Genomic DNA, 24699 nt, shown 5'->3' with positions numbered 1-24699 from the left:
ATAAAGATATATCGGGAAATATATACACATTTTACAAGTAACTTGATCCATCTCTGCATGACAACAGAAGGCCATCCGGAATATTCCCGGATATGCCTCAGAACACCAGGTTCTCATCGCTGTTGATCTGCAGAATCTCCGGAACCTTTTTGAGGTGGCCTTCCCATACGGAAATATGGCGCTCCAACTCTTCTCTTCCCTTCTGGTACTCATGGTTCTTCAGACATTCCAGAAATCTACTGTGATTGCTGCAGTAGGTATCCAGAGAGAAGCTTCCATAACGCACCGAAAGAACAGAGGTGCGAATCAACTGGTCACCCAGCTCTGACATAATATGGAACACATTGTCATTTCTTGAGATTCTGGCGATCTGTAAGTGAAACTCGATATCCGCTGCCATCGCCTCATAATGGGACGCTTTTTCTTTCTTTTCCGCGATTTTTTCCATATTTCGATAGATCCGTTCCAGTTCCTCAACATCCTCGTCCGTGATCTTCTGCACTGCCAGATCATAGGACATCAGCTCCAGGGGGCGGCGGATCTCCATAAGGCTCTGCACACTCTTCCACGTCAGAAGACTTACGACCTTAAACTTTCCCTTTTTTGAGATCCAGCCCTCCTGCTCCAGCGTCCTCAAAGCATCCCGGATCGGAGTCCTACTGACAGACAGGGAATCCGCCAGTTCCCTCTCATTCAAGATTTCCCCCGGTTTAATATGGTTTGCGACGATCAGCTGCTTCAGCTGACGGTATACCTTCTCTGAATAAATTTCATTTTTATCGATTGCAGTCAACTGAACATTCTCCATTTGACTCCCCCCCTGCACCTTCGATTTTGAATCCGTTCTAAATTTAGATCCTTTATATATTGTTTTTAGTATACCATAATCCAATCCATCGTCAACAGGTTTCCTGATTTTAAGCTAAACGTAGTCATAAATGAAAAAAGCCTCCCATCATCAGGAAGCTCTTTATATAAAAAAACGGCAAAACGCATAGATCACGTTTTACCGCCCTTTTTTGTAGCCAGCGCTGCAATAAAAAGCGCAACTGCGGCGCTGACGATCTTTACAACAAACATGGCTACGGTTCCTTCCGGGTATGCGATGGAAATGAATGCAAAGTGGTCGCCGATCATGGCGTTTGCACAGGTACAGAAAGCCATTGCCAGAACCTTTCCTCGTTCGTCCATCAGGGCGATCATGTCGTACATCGGAAGCGGGTTAGCCAAGCAGGCTAACATTCCGGTGACGGAAGGACCGTTTACGCCCATGAGCCTTGCGATCATATTGAGGACCGGTGAGAGGATCCTTGAGAGCACATGTACAAAGGGATAAGCGCCCGCAAGAGTGATTCCGATCATGGAGATGATCTCCAGCTGGTCAGCCAGAGGATCCATCCCGGGGATCACGGTGATCCCCAGCGTTGCCTCAACACCTGCGGCCGCAAGCGCCAGAATGATAAAGGCCTGTAAGAGGTTTCCAAAGGCGCGGAAGATGATCAGGGTCTTTTGAGGAAAAAAAATCATTCCACCCGCAAGGAGAGCAGCCAGAACAAAAGCGGGAGCTGCGTTGATCAGGGTGTAGCGCAGCGTAAGACCTGAAAACATGGCTGCCGCGATAGTACCGAAGGGAATGGAGATGATCCCGAAGACGATTCCTCTGGAGACGGCGGGGGCGTCCTCAGGGCGGCAGAGTGTCAATGCCACAGGAATCGTGAAAGCGATGGTAGCGCCGAGAACAGTACTCAAAATGACTCCGCCCAGCATGATCGCTGCGGGATCGTCTGACATGGACGCTGTCATGTAATAGCCTCCCATATCAAGACCGAAGCAGGTTCCGGCAATGATGGAGGGGTCTGCGCCGATTGTGCTGAAAAGCGGTGTCACGAGCTTTAAAAGCAGTCGGCCGACCACAGGGGCGCTGCACATGATCCCCGCCATACCGAGGATCAGGGGACCGACGCTGTTTAATCCCTTTACAAATTCATTTCCAAGCCCGAACCGGTTTCTGAATACCGCCCGGTCCAGAGCGCCTAATACCATGAAAACCATCATGGTGGTTGTAACTATTTTTTCCATATGGAATCTCCTTAATGCATGAAGATTGAACGGGTAGTTTACGGATGATCGGAACTATTATAATCCGGAACCGATTGTCTGGCTATGAAAAAACGGAATTTTTCAGTCCGGAGAACTGAAGTGACGATTAGTAAAATCATTTCGGTTCGAGGTAAAAAGGCGGGCAGGAGATGAAACCTGTCCGCCTTTTTGTAACATGGTATGAAAAAAGATGTAATATTTGTAAATTGCCGATGACAGCCAGTGAGGGAAGCTGCCACATCCGAGGGGGTAACAGGAGATCCGGCAATTATTCTGCGAAAGAGTTTCCTTTCTCGAAGTAGTTTCTGGTCCACTGTGCAATCTTTTTGCTGAAGCAAAGAAGACCGATGATGTTTAAGGTTAATGTTAAGGAGTTACCGAAGTCAGCCCATCCGAGGAGGATATCAACGCCGACCATACCACCGACAAATGCGAGGATAACAAAGCCGATCTGACCGATCCAGCGGCCTGTCTTGCCGAATACGTTCTCACATGTAAGACCGATAAAGGTACAGAAAGCAAGAACTGTGGATCCTGCGAACATCATAAGACCGATAGATGCAATAACCTTACCTGCGCCGCCTAATGCAGAAGTGAAGGCTGTGATCGCAAGTGTGGAACCAGCTTCACCTGTCTGCCAAACACCTGTGCAAAGGATAACGAGGGCTGTGAATGTACAAACAACGATCGTATCGAAGAATACTTCGAAGATACCCCACATACCCTGTTTAACCGGGTCTGTCTCGGATGACTGGGAGTATGCGATAGAGGACTGTCCGTTACCGGCGTCAGAAGAGTAAACACCACGTGCACAGCCGTTGCGGATCGCTGCGGAGATCGTTGCGCCTGCGAAGCCGCCGATTGCTGCAGTACCTGTGAAGGCTCCCTTGAAGATGCTTACGATTGCCGGAACAAGGTTGCCGATATTTAATACTACAACTGCAAGACCACCGATAATGTAGATTGCTGCCATGATCGGAACGAGACGCTCTGTAATCTGAACGAGTGCCTGAAGACCGCCGAAGATGATCAGGGCGATGATGATACAAACGACGATAGTAGCAACGAGACGCGGGATGCCAAGGCTCTCACAAGCTGTGACAACGGAACCGGTATGAACGCCGGCTGCGGTGATCAGACCATAGATCATTGCGATGGACCATGCAAAACCTAACGGTTTGTTGATCTTGGAAAGGTAGTAGTTGGCGCCGCCTTTGTAGCCGCCTTCCGGTTTCTTTTCACGGACTGCGATGGAAACGCATGCCTCCGAATACTTTAATGCCATTGCCACGAAACCAACGACCCACATCCAGAAGATAGCGCCAGGACCACCTGCTACGATAGCGGTTCCGACACCGACGATGTTGCCGGTACCAAGAACGGCCGCGAGGGCTGCGGATACTGCCTGGAAACTTGAGATCGTACCGTGATGCTTACCGGTCTCCTCTTTCATTTCCTCTTTGTTGAACATTCCGCCGACTGTTGATTTGAGCACATCCGGGAAGTGACGAACCTGTACGAATCCTGTTACGAAGGAAAGGTAAAGACCACCGCCGATTAAGATGATGAGGATCGGAATACCCCAGATCCATGCGTTGTAAGCCAACACTGCATTGTAAATAAACATACACACATCCTCCTTTGTGTTTCCTTATCAGAAAAGAACGGATCTCTTTCGCTGTTCTCCGTCTGCTTTCTGAAGTTTCGTATGGAAAGATTTCTGAAAAAAGATCTTTCGCATCGCTGATGTCTGCATTATAGTCCATGAAGGCAACTTGACTTCAAGAGTAATTTTTTATAAAATTTTTATTAAATGTAAAGTATACTTTAGGTTTTGTATAATTTTTGTTAAAAACAGATATTGACAGAAAGAATGCTTGAGAGAATATACTATGTGTACACGACGATGCACAGAACTACAGGCGTGGCAATAATAATGAGCAAAAACAAAAAAGAGAATTGATATGCAGGAGGGTATACAAAATATGAAGAGACCTTTGATTGGCGTAACATGCAACTATGATTACCGCGATACCGTAGGTATGACATCCGGTATGGGAATCGTGGGACAGGACTGGAACTTTGTTGCGGGAGATTATGTATACATACTGGAAAAAGCCGGTGCGATTCCGGTACTGATCCCGGTTTATAAGGACTGTGATGAGGAATCCATCAAAGAATTCTTAAATAAGTTAGATGGCGTGATCATCTCCGGTGGACATGATGTAGGACCGGAGCAGTATAACACACCTACGAAGGGCTATTGCGGAACCATCATCCCACAGCGTGACAACCACGATATCGCAGTAGCAAAATACTTCATGAATGAGATCAAGAAACCGATCCTCGGCATCTGCCGCGGAATCCAGATCATGAACGTGGCTGCAGGCGGAACCCTGTACCAGGATCTCGAGATCGAAGGAAAGTTCGAACATCACTTTGGGGACAAGTACCCGAGAAACTACCCGTGGCATGACTTAAAAATCGAGAAAGGTTCTATCTTAGAGGAGATCTACGGAAAAACCGAGATCCGCATCAACTCCTTCCATCACCAGGCCGTGAAGGATCCGGGCAAGGATATCGAGATCATTGCGAAATCCGCAGACGGTGTTCCGGAAGCGATCGTACAGAAGAACCATCCGTTCTCTGTAGCAGTTCAGTGGCATCCGGAAATGATGTATGATTCTGAGGAGCAGTTAAAGCTTCTGAAAGCGTTTGTTGATGCCTGCAGATAGTACTGGGATTACATCTGACGGGATAAAAGGATAAAGGATCACTATTATAATGAAGCCCCACACATCGAAAAAATGTGTAGGGCTTCGTTTCAGTTTCATATCTCGTTTCGTTCTCTATATCGTCTCTGGCTTATGACCTTTCTTCCATGCCGTGATCGAGTAGATTCTCATGACTTCCCCAATCACCTGGCAGGCAAAGGCATACACTCTCGCTCCGCAGTCCGTGATCGCCCCCATCTGTTCGATCGCCATCTCATATCCGCATTTTTTATAGTCTTCCATCAGATACTCCATCTGGAATCCTCTGCTCGAAATTTCCGGATATTTTTGCTGGAGATTTTTCCTTGATTTCGCAGTTCTGTCATAGCTTAAATATGTACCGTACACACGGACATCCTCTTTAAAATACCTTGCAGCATCCATCAGATAACAGTTCTGATGGTACAGCATATATTCTACTTCCCCACAGAATGTAATGTAGCGGTCCACACAACTGCTTTTTAGCGGGTAATCTGTTCCTGCATCAGCGATATAAAGGATCTGACACTTGATATCGCACTGTTCGATCAATGCCTTGTACATTCTGAGAATTTCCGGATATTTATCGATCAGGATCAGCGTACTGCTCGCCGGCAGAAGTCCCAGATGGTTGTACATGTAAAAATATCCATTGATATTCGCCTCCAGAAAGACTTTTCCGTTCATATCATCCTTCATCAGAGACTCTGTCACACGGTCATAGCATCTCTGGAAACAAAAGCTGAATTCCGGTCCCATATCCCGGTACAGTCCGCGCTTGAGATCCGGATGATCATAGATTCCGGTGTAAAGATTTCCGGTCTCCACGATCCCGTCAACGATCTTCGCTTCATATTTCTTTTCACACGTTCCATTCCCATAACCGGAACACACGAGTTTTCCTGAAATGATGTATCCGTTCTTGATCTCCGCATCCTCGATATTTAACGATTCCCCGCAGTACGGACACGCAAAAAGAGGCAGGGCACTCACCGGCACCCCCGTCACACGCCTCTCGGCTGTTCCCTTTTCCCGGAGATTGTGGATCTCCTCCCCGATCTCCCGGTAGGAATTTTTCAGTTCCTCTATTTCAGAGAATATTTCCTGCTGCTTTGTCTCCAGAATCGTCAGCGCCGCATTGATCGTACTCGGCTCGATCATTCTGGAATGTCTCGTCAGGATCAGATACTGCTGTATCTCTTTCAGTTTAAACTGATGCTTCCGCATCTTTAAGATCAGATTCAGATCCTCCACTTCACGCTCGGAGAAATCGTACTGGGCGCTGGAATCATTCGGGATCAGCATTCCCATACTTACATAGTAGCGGACCGTCGCAACACTGACACCGCATAACTTTGCCAACTGTCCAATTTTCATCGGATCACCTCATTGTCTGCGATATTTTGAGAACTGTCGCTTCTCACCTTTACAGTTCTGTTTTTTGCAGCTCTTTCAGATATCAAGTTCTGCATTTTCTATCTATTATACATAAATAATAAAAAAAAGCGAACTGTTTTTTACCGAAATCTTTGCATTTTCTTAGCGAAATATACAATGTCTACTCCGCCGTCTCAATTGCCTCCCTGAGCTTCTCCAGGCAGGAATCATCCCCGAATCCGACCTCGATGATTGTTTCTGCCCCTGCCATGGAAAGGATCTCAGAAGCGCCTTCTATGAGCTCAGGATCCTCACACAGATCCGTCTTTGTGATAACCCCGATCACAGGTTTTCCGGAGAACAGGGATCCCATCCGCGGGGAAAATGCATTCTGCTCATCGATCGCCGAGCAGAGGAGCAGGATTACATCCGCCTCCACTGCTGTCACGATGAGGGCGCTGTAAAACTGTTTCTGCTCGACATATTCGCCCGGGGTATCCACGATATCATCCCCGATGACCTGGATCGACTGGGTCTTTTTGTAGGAGACCTGCTCCCCGATGAGTCTCTGGCTGAGCGTCGTCTTTCCGCAGCCGATCTTTCCCACCATCATGATCTTCTTCATGTCTTCTCTCCTCCCGCGCACTGTAACATAGGATTTTGCCGATGCTTCGCATTCCAAATCGGCAAAATCTGCGACCACTACTGTATTATACGGAATTTTCAGTTCAGAGAATTCCTACCCGTAAAAAGTAACTTTCTTCCCAACTTACAAGATCCTGATTTTCATCAGGATCTTGTAATATCTGTGAGTGTAAAATGAAGGACTTCTCCAAGGACTCTGAGTACATCCTTAAGGGCCGCATCCACGGCCGCCACATCCCCGCATACGACCAGGGAGCCGGAAAAACGATCGACAAATACGATCTCCACCTCTGCCGCCTTTGTCGCCACATCGGCTCCGATGATCGCCGCCTCACTCGGCGTGATCGTCAGGATCCCAAGAGCTCCACGGGTCTTGCTGACGACGCCGAGCTTTTTATAGAGATCCTCGTTCGGATTCGCGATGAGGTGGGCCATGGTGACCTGCTTGCCGGGTACGAACTCCTGGATGATCCTCTGTTTACTCTCAAAAGGATTCTGCTCTGTCATGATGTCTTCTCCCTCTCAGGTCTCATTATAAAAGTGCCGCGAAGATCTCCTCGCGCGGGCTCGGGATCACTACGCTGCTGAGCGCCAATCCCTTCTCTGTTCCTGCCGCCATTCCACACTTCACTGCTTCCTCAACAGCTGCCACATCCCCGGTCAGGACCGCGAACGATTTTCCGCCGATCCCGATCCCCAGACGCACATCGATCAGTGTGACATCCGCCGCTTTTACCGCCGCATCGGCCGCATAAACTGCCGCTGTAATGCTGTAAAATTCCATGACGCCGACCGCATTCACGCCTTCCGGTGTTGTCGACAGGTTGATCGCCTGGATCACCTGCGGATGAACTCTCGGGATCACAACGGAATCCACCGTGTGCTCTCCCGTCACGCGCTCTCCGGCCTCCAGGGACGCCTGGACCGCCGCCACATCCCCGTAAAACAGGGTCGTATATTTTCCCGGACATACCGGTTTTGAAAACAGCAGGGATGTATCTGCTGCTTTTAAGATCGCATCTGCTGCCTCGATTCCTTTCGCGATGCTGTTGCTCTCAAGAATTCCGATCGCTTCCACTATAGCCACTCTCCTTTATCCTGCCTGACTGCCGGCTGTCTCCGTATCTTTTACGGTTCCTGTTTTTCATAACTCCAGCTCTTTCCTGTCCGGATCTCGATATACGCTCCATCCGGATCAATGGAAACCGTTCCGGACACGGAAGCATGAAGCTCTGATCCCAGACTCTTTTCCGGACAGGCAGCGATCCGCTCTCCTGCTTTCACCGTATCCCCGTCCTTCACAGTCGGAACAGACGGTGCTCCGATCCCCTGTCTGAGGCTTAAGCGGACGCATCCCGCTTCCTCCGGGTTTACAGAAAAGAAATCATCGATCTTCAGGTTCTCATAGGCGCCGACACCGGCTCTTGACGCGACTCGCTCTGTCGGGGCTTTTCTCATCCCGCGCTCCGGACGCGCTGTATATTCCACGCCTTCCGGTCTCTGATAGCGGATCCCCGCCTTCGCAAGCTCCTTTTTCAGCATGGAATTCACGGTTCTCGGTTTCAGTCCCATCGGACACGCGTAGATCTCGCAGATCCCGCATTCACAGCAGAGCGCCGCATTTCTTACATCCGGATCGTTTAACATCTCCCCGATCGGAGTGCCGGAGCTCAATTTTCTCATGATCTTGTTCGGACGGATCGGATGTCCCAAAAGCGCTCTCGGACACATCTGAGAGCAGAAGGAACACTGGATGCAGGCAGATTTTGCCTGATTGATCATGTGCTTTACCGTCACCTGGTTTCTTCTCGCGATCGCGGAATCCTCCGGAAGCACGATGAGTCCCGACATAGTCTTCGTCACATAGGAGTTCGGAACCTCTTCCATGGGGATCATCTTTCCCATCATCGGACCGCCGTTGACCACGATATACCTCGAAAGATGCGTGCCGCCCGCCAGGGCGATGCACTCGCTGACCGGAGTCCCGACCGGCACTCTTAAGATCGTCGGATGGTTGACCTCTCCCGTCACGGTCAGGAATTTTCTTGTAAACGGTTCCCCCTCAAAGGCATCCCCGATCCCGTAGATGGTTGCCACATTGCTGACCACGCAGCCGACGGAAAGCGGGATCGCAGCCGGAGGAACGACCCGTCCTGTCACTTCATAGACGATCGTCTGCTCGTCCCCGGCCGGGAAAAAGCTCTGAAGCTTATGAAGTTTTACAGAGGAGCCAAGCTCTTCAATGGCACGCTCCAGAGACTCGATCTCCCTTGTATATGCCGCTTTTAACGCAATGATAAATTCTTTCGCACCAGTTTCTTCCTTGATCCGGTCTGCCGTCCGGATCAGCTTTCTGGCGCATTTTCTCATGAGATACCGGTCCGTCTGCAGGAGCGGCTCACACTCCGCACCATTCACAATAATTGTCTCGACCGGACCGCCGGAGTATTTTGCATGGGTCGGAAAACCCGCTCCGCCGCATCCGACGATACCGGCTTCTTTTATGATTTCCGTAAGTCCTGCCATGTTAATTCTTCTCCTTTGAAATCTCCATGGAATCGATGATCCCGACGATGGCGCTGTCGATGGGCGCGTCATCCTCGCCGATCGCCCGTCTCGCTGTACTTCCGCTGACAACAAGGACCATCTCTCCGATCCCGGCTCCCACCGAATCCGCAGCGACAAACGTCGCTCCCTTTCTCGTTGTCGTCGTCTCCTCACGGACGATCATAAGTTTATGTCCGTTTAATTTTTCTTCTTTTTTTGTCGCCCAGACATGACCGACCACCTGACAGATCATCATCGTTTTTTACCTCCCTGTCTCCCACACGAGTTCCATCTTTTCCCGGCTGAAAATGTCCTTCGCAGATGGAGTGACGATCACGCCTTTCTTTATCGTCAGCGTGCCGCCTTTCTGTGCAGTCAGTTCTTTCGCGATCGCTTCCGTGATCAGCTTTCCGTTAAATACCGTCTCCGGCTTTTTTACCGGCTCATCACATGGAATGTTTTCTTTCTCCGGCTCCGTCTTCGCAGCCGGTTTCTGTTCGATCTTTTCCTCCGCGTGCGGCTTTGCCGGAGTCTTTTCCAGGCTGCAGCACGGTGTCTGAAGGCGCATTTTCGCAGTCGCATTCTTTGGAAGCATGCACGCGTTCGCCTCATCATAATCAATGTGCATCGCAAGTCCCGCTGTGGAGCTGACTCTGCAGATCACATTTTCAAAAGTTGCCGGACGCTCCCCGCGGATCGTCACCGACACTCTCTGTCCATCGGAAACGCCTGCTTTTGCTGCGTCATCCGGTGTGAGATGAATATGGGCCTGTGCCACGATCGCACTTCCTTTTGCGTCGTAGACGCCTTCCGGTCCAATGATATAGACATCCCCGGCTCCATTTAAATCCCCGGACATTTTGAGCGGGGCCTTAACGCCGAGTGTTCTGGCATCCGTTGCTGAGAGTTCCACCTGCACATAGGGGCGCTCCGGTCCCAGGACTGCCACATTTTCGATCCTTCCTTTTGGAGTGACGAGAGTTACACGCTCCTCACTCAGGAACTGTCCCGGCTGGGAGAGCGGGCGCTTTGGCGTCAGCTTTTTTCCCTTGCCGAACAGCACTTCCACTGCTTTATCCGTCAGATGTACATGTTTTGCGGATACCTCAACGGGAAATTCCAGTTCCGGTTCCCGTCCCGGCATCCAGTTTCCGAATTCGGACAATACGCGGAAGATGATCTCCTGAATCTGTTCTCTGTCCACGTTATTCCTCCATCCTGTCGTAATAGCCGGAAAGCAGGCGGCAGAACACAACATAGACTCCGCTGCTCAACCGGTTTAACGCCTTTATGATCCCATAGTCGTTTTCTTCGTCTTCAAACGCATTTGCCGCCGCAAGCTCCACTTCCCGGATCTCTGCCCGCAAAAGGTTCAGTTCCAGGGCCGTTTTTCCCATCGATGCGTCCGGGATCGGATGATCCATCCCAAATGTCTCCCTTACCTGGTGGGACATCCGATGGATCTCCTTCTCATCCAGGCCGAAGAGAGAAAATCCCGCGATCTCCTCTTCCTTTACTTCTGATCCCAGGACTTCCCTCAGACCGTTTAAAATATCGGCGAGGTCTTTATATAGCCCGGGTTCATTCCGGTACTCCGCCATCAGAAGAAGGACTTTCGCCTGGATCGTATCCACCTTTCCCCGGAAAGCGATCCGGGGATGGGTCTTCATCACAAGAAGATTCCCGCGAAGATGAGTCATGTTCTCCGGTTTCTCCCGGTATCCCTCTCCTGTTTTTGCATCGATATAGGTATGGTCTCCCTGTTTTTTTACCGGCGTCCTGGTCATGGACTTCTTCTCCTCCGGGTCAATGACCATGGACACCCCCTTTTCCCGCAGAAAGTCTTTTGCCATCGGCGTGACAAATGTCCCGGCTTCCACATGGTAGACTCCGTCCTCCGGGGTTTTCCACTTTGCCCGAAGCTCCATTTCTGTCAGTACTTTCATGCGCTGTTTCCTTTACTTTTGTTTACTCTGTGACTACGCTCACGTGCGGAAGAATGGATTCCACTTCGCCGTGCGGACGCGGAATTACATGTACGGATACGAGATTTCCGACTTTTCCTGCTGCCGCCGCGCCTGCATCTGTGGCTGCCTTGACTGCTGCCACATCGCCGCGAACCATAACGGTTACGAGTCCGCCGCCGATATGCTCTTTGCCGATCAGCGTAACATCTGCTGCCTTTACCATCGCGTCGGCCGCCTCGATCGCGCCGACAAGTCCTTTTGTTTCGATCATTCCAAGTGCCTGTAATGATGCCATGTTCGTTTCCTCCTGATATCTTTCACGCAGCCTTTTTCAGGCTGTGACATGTCTTAGATCTTCTGAGATGATCATTCCCCAAGCTTCGGAAGAATGGACTCAACCTCTGCGTGCGGACGCGGAATTACATGTACAGATACGAGTTCCCCTACACGGCCCGCTGCTGCTGCGCCTGCGTCTGTCGCTGCCTTGACTGCTCCGACATCGCCGCGCACCATAACGGTCACAAGTCCGCCGCCGACATGTACTTTACCGATCAGAGTAACGTTTGCTGCCTTTACCATTGCATCGGCTGCTTCGATGGATCCTACTAAACCTTTTGTCTCTACCATTCCAAGTGCTAATAATGCTGCCATAATCAATTTCCTCCTGTTTTATCTGTTCTAATAGTTTAAATTATATATTCTTTCTTGTTTTTTGATTATTTTCCGAGTCCTGCTCCGAGTCGTTTCATGATCTCACGTGTGATCGCCTCGATATCCTCCGGGGTCAGATCTGTTTTGGTACCGCATTCGCAGGCCGGCTCATCCTTCGGGACCGGACTTCCTTTTCTCAGATCCTCCAGTTCGCAGAGTCCCCATGCCACACGGCGGATGTTGATGAGATTCATCGGGGTGATGTTATCGGAAGTTGCACTTCCGCCGACTGCTCCGCAGCCAAGCGTCAGGGCCGGTGCAAGACCTGTGCTCGCTCCGACTCCGCCGAGCGCACCCGGGGTGTTGACAAGGATCCTCGATACCGGTTTTCTTAAGGCGAACTCACGGACAACATCTTTATTTTTTGTGTGGAGTGTCATGGTATGACCTGCGCCCTCATTCTGAAGGATGCGGATGCTGAGCTCACATGCGGCCTCCCAGCCGTCTACCGTGAAGAATGCGATGACCGGGCAGAGCTTTTCTCTGGAGTACGGATTCTTCTTGCTGACATTCATCGGATCCTGTTCGGACACGAGAAGTTTTGTTCCCGCCGGAACCGTGATCCCAGCCATCTCAGCAATTTTCAGTGCCGTTCTTCCGACGATCTTCGGATTCATCGTTCCGTTCGCTCTGAGAAGAAATCCGGAAAGCTTGTCCGACTGCTCTTTCGTCAGGAAATAGCCGCCCTGTTTCTTTAATTCCTCTTTTACCTTCTCTGCGATCTCAGTCTCTGTGACGATGGACTGTTCGGATGCACAGATCGTTCCGTTGTCAAAGGTCTTCGAATCCATGATCCGTTTTACCGCCATCGGGATGTCCGCACTCTTTTCGATATAGGACGGACCATTTCCAGGACCAACGCCGAGCGCCGGATTTCCGGAAGAATACGCCGCATGGACCATCGCTTCGCCGCCTGTGGCAAGGATGATGCTTACATCCGGATGCTTTAAGAGAGCATCCGTCGCCTGGACAGTTGTGAGGCTCACACAGTTGACGGTTCCCTCCGGAGCACCCGCGCGTTCCGCCGCCTCTTTCACGATCTTATATGTAGCTGTGATACAGTTTTTTGCTCCCGGATGCGGGCTGATCACGATGGCATTTCCAGCTTTGATGGAAATGATGCTCTTGTACATGACGGTGGAAGTCGGGTTTGTGGACGGAATCAGTGCCGCTACAACGCCCATCGGAACGCCGATCTCAGTCACCTTTGTCTCCTCATTCTCCCTTAAGACTCCGACCGTCTTCATGTTCTTTACGGACTCCCAGGTAATTGCGCTGCCGAGCTTGTTCTTTAATACCTTGTCCTCCCATTTTCCAAATCCGGTCTCCTGGACCGCCATCTTCGCCAGCTCCTCCGCATGCTCCATACATGCGGAAGCGATGGAAGCACAGATGGCATCTAATTTTTCCTGCGGAAATGTGCAGAGTGTTTTTTCTGCCTCTTTTGCTTTTGCGACCAGGTCTCTGACCTCCTGGATCGACTGCAGATCACGATCAATATTCACGATCTGACCACTCCTTTCTGTTCTGTAGTTCTATCTCATTTTCTAATATGCCAACGGATCCTCAGCGATCCGGCAGACCGCATCTGCAAAGGCATCGCATGCCGCCTGACAGGATGCCTGACTTCCCGTCAGAAGTCCGCCTGCAAAGTTTGTCTCCGTGGGCGGTCCGTAGTAAAGGGAAAGCTCCACATCCGCCGCCTTCAACGCTGCATCGAGTCCCACGGAAGCTTCCAACGGCGGTGCGATCAGATACGCCATCGGTGTTCCCTCCGGCACTCCCGCCTGACTGGAAAGGTAGCTTCCTGTCCGGGAAATACAGTGGGCAAAGTAGACTACCGTTCCCGTTTCATTCGCCTCATAAAAGTGCGCGTCGTTCTCGATCAGGGAGAATGCCGCCTGAAGTCCGCTTCTCACTTCCTCCGGATCCGGTCCGGAAAGGATCCCGATAAACTCTCCCGCAAGTGCCGTGCTGGCATTTCCAGAACCCGCGTACATGCTCTTCGCGTAGGCCACATGGACATCTGCCTTCTTTGTCGCTTCATCCACCGCCGTGTAGGACACATCGTCGCAGTCGGTGGTGAAGATTCCGAGACTCTTATCCCCCGGACGGACATCCAGGTTCTTTAAGAGCATCGGATCCGCATTCGGGATGATCCGCACTGCCAGGATCTTTGTGTTCAGCTGTTTTCCTGCCATGCTGCCTCCTATTTTTTCAGGTCAACACCGCTGGCCTTTTTCTCCAGAATCAGAGCTAAAAGATCAACGATGTAAGCTCCCGCTTCGACCGCCGGGACTCCGTTTTTGTGGATATTGGAAACAACGGTTCTTCTCGCCTCCGGCATTCCGACTGTCGCCATATAGGAAATGTAGGCGCTCATGCTCTCCGCCGTTGCGAGACCCGGCCGTTCTCCGATAAAGGAGCAGACGATCTTTGCGTTAAGAAGCTCTGAGATCTGGTCCTGGGCAGCGACTCTTCCGAATTTTACGAAGATCGGCGTTCCCGTACTGATCCCTTTCTCTTTTAGTCCTTCCATCACGATCGGCAGGATCTTCGGCGCATTCGCCTCGATGGAGGAGGAAGAAAGTCCGTCACTCACGATGATCTGGACATCGATATCATGGACACAGTGTTCGGAGATTGCCTTCTTTGTCTCCTCAGAGAAATCTCTTCCGAGATCCGGTCTCGTGAGGAATACGTTTTTGTCCTCGCAGAGTGTCTTTACCGGGAAAAGTCCCAGTTCCGAGACAAGTTCCTCGCTGACATCCATCATGACCGCATCCCGCGCAGCCGCGTGGTCGGCGCGAAGCTTTAAAAGCGTCTGGGTCTTTAATCTCGGACCGCACCTGCCGACTCCAATCCGAGCCGTCGTCTTCGCCATCATCCTCTGCAGGGCATCCGGATCCTGCGGGCTATCGATGAGAGGCGCCCGCCAGTCCTTTTCCTTCAACTCATCCTCTCCGCTTTCTGACTCTTTCGCCGTTGTTTCCGCCTTAGGAACACTTCCGACGGCCGCCTCGAGGATCTCCTGTTCCTGTTTTTTTCTGTTTTCTCTCACGGAAGCTTCCGCCTTCACATCAGCGACTCCAGAGAGCCCCGGAATTTCTTTTTTTGTTTTGGGAGCGGACGTTCGCTCTTCCTTTCCCGCCTGAAACCCGGCCAGGATCTCTTCCGCGATCCGGTCGATCTCTTCTTTACTCAGCACTCCGATCACCGCCCTTTCTTCATGAAGATCGTCGGATCTCCCGCGTACTTTGTAAGTCTTCCGTTTTCCATGATCCCCATCTTCTCAAGCCACCGCTCGAATGCCGGGATCGGATGTTTCCCCAGGATCTCACGGATCGTTCCGATGTCATGGTAGGCATTTGTCTGATAGTTTAACATAATGTCGTCGCTGGTCGGAACGCCAAGGATGTAATTGACTCCCGCTGCCCCCAAGAGCAGGGACAGGTTCTCGATGTCGTTCTGATCTGCCATCATATGGTTTGTGTAGCAGCAGTCACATCCCATCGGGATTCCGGAGAGCTTCGCCATGAAGTGGTCTTCAAGTCCTGCCCTTATGACCTGTTTGGAATCATATAAGTACTCCGGTCCGATGAAGCCGACGACTGTATTGACCATGAACGGGTGATATTTTCTTGCGAACGCGTAACATCTCGCCTCCATCGTCACCTGATCCGCTCCCCAGTGGGCGTTCGAGGAAAGTTCACTTCCCTGTCCTGTCTCGAAATAGAGAACATTCGGTCCTGCCGCCGTACCCTGCGTCCTCATCAGCTCCTGCGCCTCATCCACAGTCTCCGCGGAGAAACCGAACGCCCGGTTTCCTTTCTCGCTGCCCGCGATGGACTGGAAGATCATGTCACACGGCGCTCCCTGTTTGACCGCCTCGATCTGGGTGGTGATATGTCCCAGTACACAGATCTGCGTCGGAATGTCAAACTGGTGTTTGACCTCGTCAAACCGCTTTAATACCTCCGCGAGACTCGACACGGTATCATTGACCGGGTTCAGTCCGATCAGGACATCTCCACATCCGTAGGAAAGTCCCTCAAATAAGGATGCCGTGATCCCTTCGACATTATCGGTCGTATGGTTCGGCTGAAGTCTTGTTCCCATGATGTCACGCTCTCCGACGGTGGTATTGCAGTGAGCCGTCACGCGGATCTTCTGTGCCGCGTAGATCAGGTCCAGATTCGTCATGAGCTTACAGACGGAAGCAACCATTTCCGCGGTCAGTCCCCGGGAGATCCGGTGGATCGCCTCATTGTCCGCCTCATAGGAGAGGAGCCATTCCCTGAGGTCGCTGACCGTCCATCCGGCGATCTCGCCAAATATTTTCCTGTTCAATCCGTCGATGTTGATCCTTGTGACCTCATCTTCCTCGTAGGGCGCCGCCGGATTCTCGTAGAGTTCTCTCAATGTCATTCCTGCGAGAACATCCTTCGCTGCGATGCGCTCGATATCGGATGCGGCCGCCACACCGGCCAGGACATCTCCGGATTTATGTTCCCCGGCTTTCGCCATCACTTCTTTTACAGAATCAAAGGTAAAGCGTTGTCCGGAAAGTATCGTATGGTATCCCATGTTCCTTTTTCCTCTCCTCCTTTTACCCAAATAATAATGTCTTTACAACTACCGGGATGACAAGACCGTTCATCACCGGCTTTCCGAAATCCACGAAGTTGTTGTCCTCCACGCGGATCTCGTCGATCACCACAATATTTCTTTCTTTTAAAAACCTCTGTCTCAAAAGCTGTCCCAGCGCCTTTGCCATGTCCTCCCTGACAACAAAAAGAAGCGGTTCCCCGGTCGGGATCGTCGCATGCATTCCATCTCCCAGAGCGGCGGCGAACGTCTTTAATTCCGTGTAACCCGGATTTTTCTTTCCGTTCACGGCGAGAACGATCTTCGAGCTGTCACTCTGTTTTAAGAACCAGAGGATCTTTTCTTTCAGTCCTTCGCTCTTTCCCAGCCAGCAGTCGTTTTCCTCTGTTTCCGAAAGTTTGAGTACCGGAATATTCTTCATCGGGAACAGCCCGTCCGCGTAAGCGATGGTGCTTCCGGAGATCGTCGTCGTGTAAGTTCCTGCTCCGATCACTGTGGCCCGGATCGTCTCCTGCGCACTGATCACATGGAATTTTGAGAACAGGCGGCTCCGCCGGATGGCATCTGCTAAGAGGATCCCGATATCCCCGTATGCAAATACATCCATTCCCGGATGGTAGATGCATTCCGCCACACCGCCTGAAAAACAGATGTACCGGATCGGACGTTCTGCGGGGATCTCAAATGTTGAGGAACCCGCTGTCCGGACTTCTTCTAAAAGCTCTGTGGGTTCCGCCGCCCCGAGCATTTCCTCGAGGACTTCCGCCATTCCGTCACAGAGTCTCGAGAGGACCGCCTCATCTGCCGGGTCACCCTCATTGATCGAAAGTCTCAGCGCTTTTGCAATTGCCGCGGCACTTGGGCTCACATAAGTGATTCGTCCATGTTCATCCACGGTCACCTGACGGCCGCCGATATCCATGCAGCCTCTCGTTCCGATCACGCCTCCGTCAAAGAGGACCACGTTCGTGGTTCCGCCTCCAATATCCAGGTTCGCAACGACAACGCCGTTATCCTCCGAATATTTCCAGGCGCCGCTTCCCTGTCCCGCGATCACAGATTCCAGATCAGGACCCGCCGTCGATACGACGAAATCTCCGGCAAACACACTGAGCTCATCGAGGACCATGGAGGCATTCTCTTTTCTCGCCGATTCACCGGTAATGATGGCGGCTCCCGTCTCCACCTGTGCCGGGACAACGCCCGCGCTCTGATACTCTTTTTCGAGGATCTTCTTTAACGCAGCTCCGTCGATCAAGGATCTGTCCAGAAGCGGTGTCCGGTAAACCGGACTCTTATAGATGATCTCCTTTCCCACGATCTCCACAGAAGGAACCGAGAAGTATCCCGCTGTATTTTCGATCGTCAGGTGGCTGAAGATCACCTGCGATGTCGATGTCCCGATATCGATCCCAACGCTCAACATTTTTGAATGTTCCAGGATTCTCACCTCCGTTCACCGAAATTTTCCCAGAAAAGGACAAAAGACCCAGAGCAGAAATAAATTCCTGCTCTGAGCCTTATCGCTGTTGCACCGTACCCTGTTGTGCGGTGAAATATTCAATTTCTTCATTTATTATATTCCAGTCTCCGTGGATTTGTCAATCAAAAAATCGAAGGTGACGGAGGTTCCGTTCTCTCCGCTCTCCACATAGACTTTTCCTTTTAATTTGTCCTTCACGGTCATCTGTACCAGCATCATACCGAAATTTCCCTCATTCCGGATCTCTTCCGTTCCGGTCCCGTTGTCCTGGACCGTCACGGATGCGTACCGTTCTCCGTTCTTTAAGATCACGCGGATTTCCCCGTTTTCCCTTCCCTTAAACGCGTGTTTGTACGCATTTGAAACAAGCTCATTCACCACGAGCGCAACGTCCGTTGCCTGATCCTGGGAAACCGTCAGATCATCGCCGGAAAGTTTCAGATCAATGGGATATTCTGCCCCATATAGGAGCAGGAACTGGTTCTTTAACTTCTCGAGAAACGGCATCAGAGGCGCCGGTCCCTCATCATTTGCCGTGAGGATCTCGTTGATGGAGGCGATGCTCTGGACTCTTGCGATGTTTTCCCGGAACGCCTGCTTCACTTCCTCACTCTCCGACTTTCTCGCCTGGATGTTCATGATGCTGGCGATGAGCTGAAGATGATTTTTTACCCGGTGATGGACTTCCCGTCTCGCATTCCGGACTGCGGTACTCTCAGTCCTCGACGCGACCGAACCAAACGCCACCGACTGTCTCGCCATCGCCTCGTATTTCTGTTCTCTCCGGATATCTTTGCTGATGTCCCGCTCGCCGATCAGGATCCCGATGACGCTTCCATCCTCGCCCTGGATCGGGACTGCATCCTGGCGCACCATATTTTCCTCCTGAGTCACTGCTTTGATATCCCGTACAGGAGTTCTCGTCTCGAGCGCCCGGTAAACCGCCGGTTCGTCCTTTTGCTCAGCTGCACATCCGACAACACTTTTCTGATAGGCTGACGGCATATATTTCGGTCCTGCCTGGGCTGCGACAAACATGATCCCATCCGTTTTGTCCATACAGTCGATAAACAGATCGGCCCCCGCAAGCTCCGCCATCATCGGCAGCATCTGTTCCGTCCGTTTTAAAATCTCTGCATTCTCCTCCGAGAGACCGGTGCGTTTCATGAGTTCTTCTTTTGTCATGCTACGCCTCCTCTTCCAGGAGCTGCTTTGCAAAGGCGGAAACCGTAAGCCCGGCCTTTTCCGCTCCCTTTACGAGGTAACGGTACGCCTCCTGCTCCGTCATCCGGCGCTCCCTCATCAGCCACTTCTTCGCCTGATTTGCCTCGTCCCTCTGGGATTCCACGCGGATGATCGCACGGGCCACGGAAACTAACGGTGCACGCTTTTCCATGGCTGTCTTCTGCATTTTCCGGTACGCATCCATTTCAGAGATATGTTTTGATCTCGCCAGAAGACCTTTTGCCCGTTCGATCACACGGTTCTCCTCCAGTCTTCTGTTCGCCTCACCGATCGCCAGCTTCTGTTTCGCAAGCCGTCTCCCCTGCGCATATGCCATCTCGATCGTCGGCCGCAGATTTCTCGCTTCGACCGGCTTCACGATATAACCGGACACTCCGATCCGGCCGGCCTGTTCCAGAAAGTCTTCATCTGCAAAAGCGGTGCAGATCACAACGCAGCCTGCGAGGTTCTCATTGATGATCGTCTCCGCCGCTGTCATTCCGTCAAATACCGGCATCTCAAGGTCCAGGAGGACCACATCCGGGTTCTTCTTTCTGCAGAGTTCCACCGCGTCAAATCCGTCCGCGCCCTCCGCTACTACCTCATAATTTAACTCTTCCAGCATCTGACCGAGGTCCATCCGGATGATCGGTTCGTCATCCACCACGACCACAGTCTTTTTATTCTCCTGTCTGTCCGCCATTTTTCTTCCTCAGTTATAAAAAAATGTGCCTTGACACATTCTCGCTCCGGGCGCGGCTACCTGCGCCAATCTTCAACTTCGGGCGAGTACGCGTTTCAGGCACGCAGTGTCTTTATCGTTTTTTACAGTCCGTGCAGTAAATGCACCGATCTGCTGAATAGTTACCATCATACAATATTTTTCCGGAAAATGGAACCGCCAGATTGAATTTTCAATCCCGAAAATTTCTACCTGTGAAAAGTACCACCAGCTTCTTCACCTTTCATTCTCCACCACCCTGTCATCCACTTCATATAATCAGCAAATCCGGCAGTGTCCACATTCTGTGCCGCTATGACAGGGACATTTCCGACTTCTTCCCCGTTCAGGCGGTAACTTAAGGTTCCAAGCCGGTCCCCCGCCTTTACCGGGGCGTTTACGTCTTCCTCCAGCATCAGTTCCCGCTCCATGCCGGAAAAATCCTCGCCGTGGAGCCCGAGATATGTAAAAGGTTCCCCGTAGGAAAGTTCCACTTCCGGTTCTTTTCCGCCGTTGACCGGGAGCTTCGGAAGCTCCGGCGGTGTCTCGTCCTTATAGAGCCTGCAGTTCCCATATCCATAATTTAAGAGCGTCACCGCATCTTTAAATCGTGCCTTGTAATCCGGCGCTGCCATGATCGCGGCGATGAGCTCCACACCGTCCTTCTTCGCCGTGGCAGAGAGACAGTATTTCGCGATGCTCGTGGACCCCGTCTTTAGACCGGTCACCTCAAAGTTCGTCGCCATCTTTAAAAGCTTATTCGTGTTGGAGAGGCCGAACTCCTTCGATCCCTGTTTGGTCACATGGGTGATGTTCTCCATCCAGATCGTCGTGTAGTTCGTGATCTGCGGATATTTTGTGATGAGTTCCCGTGACATCAGCGCAATGTCCCGCGCGGTCGTCACATGTTCCGGGGAATTTGTGAGTCCGCAGCAGTCGATGAATTTTGTGTGCTCCATCCCCAGTCCTTTCGCCCGCTCATTCATCATCTTCACAAATGTCCCCTCATCTCCGCCGACAAACTCCGCCATCGCCACCGACGCGTCGTTCCCCGATGCGATGACGATGCACTTGATCAGTGTCTCCACCGTCTGGATCTCTCCTTCCTCCAGAAACACCTGCGATCCGCCCATGGATTTCGCGTGGGCACTCGTCACCACCTCATCCGTCAGGTGGATCTTCCCGGACTGCAGGGCATCGAAGATCAGGATCAGCGTCATGATCTTCGTGACACTCGCCGGGTTTCTCGGCTCATCCGCGTTCTTCTCACAGATCACGGTCCCTGTGGACGCCTCCATGAGGATCGCGGACGGGGCTGTGATCTCCGGGCCGGGATCGGCTCCCGCCGCAGTTTCCGCTGTGATCCGTCCACTCTCCGCTATTTTGCTGTTTCCTGCCCCCGCATATCCGTTTACCGGTCCCATCATCACTAGGATCCCGGCCATGATCCCGCAAAAGATCCTTTTTCCAGCTCTCATGCTTTTTCTCCCGCCCAGCCTGCTCTCGCGCAGGATTTCTCCATATAAAATATGGAGCGGACATTCCTTATTATGCCACTGCTTACAAAATGCTTAATTTTTGTATTTCCCATAGCGGCGAACATGCGGTTGTGTTATGATAGAAGTAATAAAATCGTAACTTGCCATGCATCCGAAAGGAAGCTCCGGGGGAGGTTCCTTTCGGTGTGAAGGTACTGAACAGTTGTTACAGTACACGGGCACTCCATGCCCGCGCACTGTAACAGGATTTTGCCGATGCTTCGCATTCCAAATCGGCAAAATCCGCGGCCATAACGGTATCATACGGAATTTTCAGTTCAGAAAATTCCTACCCGTGAAAAGTACTGAACAGTTACATAAAATCCTTATTGATTACAAGAGGTGATACTTTGGAATACAACGACGATTTTGAGAGACGCCGCGCATATATTTCAAGCCGCGAAAAGATGCGGAAACGACGCCGGACCGTTTATCTTACGATCCTTTTTATGGTCCTCGCTGCTCTGTTCCTTCTGGTCGGCGGCGGGATCCTTATAAAAAAACATGGCGGGCTTCCCGGACTTGTGAAAAAGGAGACAGAAACTTCCTCCGATCCTTCCTCCGGAAACGGAGAGACAAACGTTTCACTGGCGGAGAGCGGATCCGATGGAGATGCATCTTCCGAAACGCCTTCCTCCACAGCTCTGACAGCCGCCTACAATACCGGCGATGCTGCGCTGGACGAGATCTTAAACAGCGCCCATGCAAAATTTGTTACCTACGATTACGATGCCGCCCTTGAGATCCTGAACTCGGCGACAGATTATGCCGAAAACGAGGATGTAAAGGCATTGATCGCGTCCTGCGAAGAGACAAAAGCCACTCTGGTTCCTGCTGATGTGAATAAGATCACCCACATCTTTTTCCATTCCCTCATCATGGACAACTCCAAAGCGTTTGACGGGGATGCCGATGAAAAAGGCTACGATCAGGTGATGACGACAAAAAGTGAGTTCTTAAAGATCCTGGACTCCATGTACGCAAAAGGCTATGTCCTCGTGAAACTTCACGACATTGCGCATGAGGAGACCGATGAAAACGGCAATGCAAAAATGGTGCCGGGAACGATCCTGCTGCCGCCCGGAAAGATCCCATTCGTCATGTCGCAGGATGATCTCTGCTACTATGAGTACATGACCGGCGACGGTTTCGCGAGCCGGATGATCGTCGGGGAAGACGGGAAACCGACCTGTGAGATGGTGATGGATGACGGCTCCGTGTCCGTCGGCTCCTACGATCTCGTTCCGCTTCTGGAGGATTTCATCACGGAACATCCGGACTTCTCCTACCGCGGTGCAAGAGCTGTCCTCGCTTTCACAGGATATCAGGGTGTCCTCGGATACCGGACAGATCCGTCCTATGAGACTACGAACCCCAACTATGAGGCCGATAAGGAGACGGTCCGCCAGGTGGCGCAGTGTCTCCGCGACAACGGCTGGGAGCTCGCCTCCCACAGCTGGGGACATATCAACTTCGGAAAGCGCTCCTTTGAAGATGTGAAGACCGATTCCGATAAATGGGCGTCCCGCGTGGAATCCCTGATCGGAAAGACCGATATCCTGCTCTATCCGTTCGGCTCCGATGTCGGCGACTGGCACCCGTACACATCTGAAAATCAGAAATACGAGTATCTCCACCAGCTCGGTTTCCGCTACTTCTGCAACGTGGACTCCAGCCGGTACTGGGTACAGTTCGGACCGGATTATCTGCGTCAGGGACGCCGGAATATCGATGGCTACCGGATGTACTATGACCTCCCGGAGACGAATCCGACGAAAGATCATCTGAGCGATCTCTTCGATGTGTCGGAAGTGTTCGACCGCGAGCGGCCGGTTCCGGTGGCACCGATGAACTAACATAAAAAACAGACTCTTTCCTCCTGCAAATCGAGAGTAAGAGTCTGTTTTTTATTTTCGTTGGAATCCAATTTTCTGCCTGTCAAATTTCCTTAGAACTGCACGATCTCCTTGATCTCCTCCGCCGGCTCAACGCTCTCCGCGTAGAGGACCGGTCCGACGCCGTCGTAGTCCTGCCAGAACTCGTAAGCGATCTTCGCGCGGACTTTGACCCACTGCTTTGTCTCAAGGTTTCTCGCCTCACGCGCCTTGCAGATGAAGCCCAGGAACGTCATATCCGCCTCGCAGCATGTCATCGCCATACGGCCAGGAACGAAGTAGTTCTTCGGGAATTCCGGGGATTTTAATACCATTCCGGTAAACTCCACGACCTTTCCCTCGTAGCGGTCTTTCTTATCTAGCGCATCGATATACCAGATACCGAAATCCTTCGGATCGATCTTGATCACGTCCGCCTTCATATCGTACGGAAGATCCTCTTCCAGGACTTCCTGCTCGATCTCGCCTTCCGCGTCCTCGAAGATCAGCTCTGCCTGCGGGTTTAACGCCTTTAATCCGCGGCGGTAGCGGGTGATGTTCTCGTCGCTGACTTCATCGCAGCGGTTCATGATCACAAGCTCGGAGTGTTTGACAAGAAGCGCAAGGAGCGGCTTCATGTTGTTCAGATAAAGATCAAAGGTAGAACCGTCAATGATCGTGATCTGCTGGAAGAGCTCCCAGGTATCCGGCAGCTGCAGCTGATCCTGCGGCCACATTCCGTTCCACTCGATGAGGACACGGTCCGGGTCATAGAGCGCTTCGATCCGGCCGTAGAAGTCTTCATCCATCTCGGAGACATCTTCAACCGTCACGATCTTCGTTCTTGTCTTCTTTAAGATCTCCTTATCATACTCCGTATCTCCCTCTTCGCAGAGGATCAGGACTGTTGTTCCGTCGGCCTGGAAATAATCCTGCTGTAAGGTATTTGTGATAAACTGGGTCTTTCCTGCTTCCAGAAAGCCATTGATGACAAATACCGGCATCTTTTCCTGCTGTTTCAATGCTTTATTCTCCTATCTGATTGTATGACAGAAGCTTTTCGCGAGATCCTGATGACGCAAAAAGCTCCTGTCGTTTTTATTTCCTGTAATCGTAACTGTTCAGTGCTCTCACAGCTACGGGCATTCTTT

General features: G+C 51.5%; 24 protein-coding genes. 2 read left to right on the top strand and 22 right to left on the bottom strand.

Features of this window, described 5'->3' with window-relative positions; genetic code table 11:
- Positions 1–97 precede the first annotated feature (97 nt).
- The 3 genes from ACXMYH_RS04945 to ACXMYH_RS04935 form a co-directional block, all read right to left on the bottom strand.
- Positions 98–808: a GntR family transcriptional regulator gene (locus ACXMYH_RS04945; protein WP_486555623.1), complete on the bottom strand. Its 711-nt coding sequence runs from the start codon at positions 806–808 to the stop codon at positions 98–100.
- Positions 809–999: 191 nt separating this feature from the next.
- On the bottom strand, positions 1000–2079 hold the full coding sequence (gene eutH, locus ACXMYH_RS04940; protein ID WP_486555622.1) for an ethanolamine utilization protein EutH: 1080 nt from the start codon (positions 2077–2079) through the stop codon (positions 1000–1002).
- 289 nt (positions 2080–2368) lie between these two features.
- Positions 2369–3727 (bottom strand): alanine/glycine:cation symporter family protein, encoded by a 1359-nt coding sequence (locus ACXMYH_RS04935; protein ID WP_486555621.1) that lies wholly within the window; start codon positions 3725–3727, stop codon positions 2369–2371.
- Between the two features lie 358 nt (positions 3728–4085).
- Here ACXMYH_RS04935 and ACXMYH_RS04930 point away from each other — a divergent pair, with 358 nt between their 5' ends.
- Entirely contained in the window at positions 4086–4835 is a 750-nt protein-coding gene (locus ACXMYH_RS04930) for a gamma-glutamyl-gamma-aminobutyrate hydrolase family protein (protein ID WP_118321604.1), read from the top strand.
- 114 nt (positions 4836–4949) lie between these two features.
- Here ACXMYH_RS04930 and ACXMYH_RS04925 read toward each other — a convergent pair whose 3' ends face one another.
- The 18 genes from ACXMYH_RS04925 to ACXMYH_RS04840 form a co-directional block, all read right to left on the bottom strand.
- A complete protein-coding gene (locus tag ACXMYH_RS04925; protein WP_486555620.1) occupies positions 4950–6230 on the bottom strand; it encodes a MerR family transcriptional regulator in 1281 nt (426 codons plus the stop codon).
- Positions 6231–6411: 181 nt separating this feature from the next.
- The gene (gene eutP / locus ACXMYH_RS04920; protein ID WP_118299106.1) at positions 6412–6855 is read right to left on the bottom strand and encodes a EutP/PduV family microcompartment system protein; all 444 of its coding nucleotides are present in this window, start codon (positions 6853–6855) and stop codon (positions 6412–6414) included.
- 164 nt (positions 6856–7019) lie between these two features.
- Complete coding sequence (gene eutS, locus ACXMYH_RS04915; protein ID WP_118299107.1) at positions 7020–7382, bottom strand: ethanolamine utilization microcompartment protein EutS; 363 nt, start codon at positions 7380–7382, stop codon at positions 7020–7022.
- 25 nt (positions 7383–7407) lie between these two features.
- Positions 7408–7962 carry a BMC domain-containing protein gene (locus ACXMYH_RS04910; protein ID WP_405580372.1) on the bottom strand — a complete coding sequence of 185 codons (555 nt, stop codon included), beginning with the start codon at positions 7960–7962 and terminating at the stop codon, positions 7408–7410.
- A gap of 41 nt (positions 7963–8003) precedes the next feature.
- Positions 8004–9401, bottom strand: a complete 1398-nt coding sequence (locus ACXMYH_RS04905; RefSeq protein WP_486555619.1) for a 4Fe-4S dicluster domain-containing protein — start codon at positions 9399–9401, stop codon at positions 8004–8006.
- Position 9402: 1 nt separating this feature from the next.
- Positions 9403–9678: a EutN/CcmL family microcompartment protein gene (locus ACXMYH_RS04900; protein ID WP_118299110.1), complete on the bottom strand. Its 276-nt coding sequence runs from the start codon at positions 9676–9678 to the stop codon at positions 9403–9405.
- 6 nt (positions 9679–9684) lie between these two features.
- A complete protein-coding gene (gene pduL / locus ACXMYH_RS04895) occupies positions 9685–10626 on the bottom strand; it encodes a phosphate propanoyltransferase (protein ID WP_486555618.1) in 942 nt (313 codons plus the stop codon).
- A 1-nt stretch (position 10627) separates the two neighbouring features.
- Positions 10628–11368, bottom strand: coding sequence for a hypothetical protein (locus tag ACXMYH_RS04890; RefSeq protein ID WP_118299112.1), 741 nt, complete (start codon positions 11366–11368; stop codon positions 10628–10630).
- Between the two features lie 22 nt (positions 11369–11390).
- A complete protein-coding gene (gene eutM / locus ACXMYH_RS04885; protein ID WP_118299113.1) occupies positions 11391–11684 on the bottom strand; it encodes an ethanolamine utilization microcompartment protein EutM in 294 nt (97 codons plus the stop codon).
- A 71-nt stretch (positions 11685–11755) separates the two neighbouring features.
- A complete protein-coding gene (locus ACXMYH_RS04880; protein ID WP_118299114.1) occupies positions 11756–12040 on the bottom strand; it encodes a BMC domain-containing protein in 285 nt (94 codons plus the stop codon).
- Between the two features lie 65 nt (positions 12041–12105).
- Positions 12106–13608: an acetaldehyde dehydrogenase (acetylating) gene (locus tag ACXMYH_RS04875; RefSeq protein WP_182435714.1), complete on the bottom strand. Its 1503-nt coding sequence runs from the start codon at positions 13606–13608 to the stop codon at positions 12106–12108.
- Positions 13609–13647: 39 nt separating this feature from the next.
- On the bottom strand, positions 13648–14301 hold the full coding sequence (gene eutL / locus ACXMYH_RS04870; protein ID WP_486555617.1) for an ethanolamine utilization microcompartment protein EutL: 654 nt from the start codon (positions 14299–14301) through the stop codon (positions 13648–13650).
- Between the two features lie 8 nt (positions 14302–14309).
- Positions 14310–15308 carry an ethanolamine ammonia-lyase subunit EutC gene (gene eutC / locus ACXMYH_RS04865; RefSeq protein ID WP_118529610.1) on the bottom strand — a complete coding sequence of 333 codons (999 nt, stop codon included), beginning with the start codon at positions 15306–15308 and terminating at the stop codon, positions 14310–14312.
- 5 nt (positions 15309–15313) lie between these two features.
- Positions 15314–16687, bottom strand: coding sequence for an ethanolamine ammonia-lyase subunit EutB (locus tag ACXMYH_RS04860; protein WP_118299117.1), 1374 nt, complete (start codon positions 16685–16687; stop codon positions 15314–15316).
- A gap of 22 nt (positions 16688–16709) precedes the next feature.
- Positions 16710–18134 (bottom strand): ethanolamine ammonia-lyase reactivating factor EutA, encoded by a 1425-nt coding sequence (locus tag ACXMYH_RS04855; protein WP_243016067.1) that lies wholly within the window; start codon positions 18132–18134, stop codon positions 16710–16712.
- A 150-nt stretch (positions 18135–18284) separates the two neighbouring features.
- Positions 18285–19376, bottom strand: coding sequence for a sensor histidine kinase (locus ACXMYH_RS04850; protein ID WP_486555616.1), 1092 nt, complete (start codon positions 19374–19376; stop codon positions 18285–18287).
- A gap of 1 nt (position 19377) precedes the next feature.
- Entirely contained in the window at positions 19378–20118 is a 741-nt protein-coding gene (locus tag ACXMYH_RS04845) for an ANTAR domain-containing response regulator (RefSeq protein WP_118299119.1), read from the bottom strand.
- 227 nt (positions 20119–20345) lie between these two features.
- Positions 20346–21614: a D-alanyl-D-alanine carboxypeptidase family protein gene (locus tag ACXMYH_RS04840; RefSeq protein ID WP_486555615.1), complete on the bottom strand. Its 1269-nt coding sequence runs from the start codon at positions 21612–21614 to the stop codon at positions 20346–20348.
- Between the two features lie 410 nt (positions 21615–22024).
- Between ACXMYH_RS04840 and ACXMYH_RS04835 the strand changes: the two genes are divergently transcribed.
- Complete coding sequence (locus ACXMYH_RS04835; protein WP_486555614.1) at positions 22025–23530, top strand: polysaccharide deacetylase family protein; 1506 nt, start codon at positions 22025–22027, stop codon at positions 23528–23530.
- 92 nt (positions 23531–23622) lie between these two features.
- Here the strand turns inward: ACXMYH_RS04835 and ACXMYH_RS04830 are convergent, their stop codons facing one another.
- Positions 23623–24570 (bottom strand): TIGR03943 family putative permease subunit, encoded by a 948-nt coding sequence (locus ACXMYH_RS04830; protein ID WP_346011260.1) that lies wholly within the window; start codon positions 24568–24570, stop codon positions 23623–23625.
- Positions 24571–24699 lie beyond the last annotated feature (129 nt).

This window comes from Pilosibacter sp. NGB245, assembly GCF_057397225.1.
This window is presented reverse-complemented; position numbering and strand designations above follow the sequence as displayed.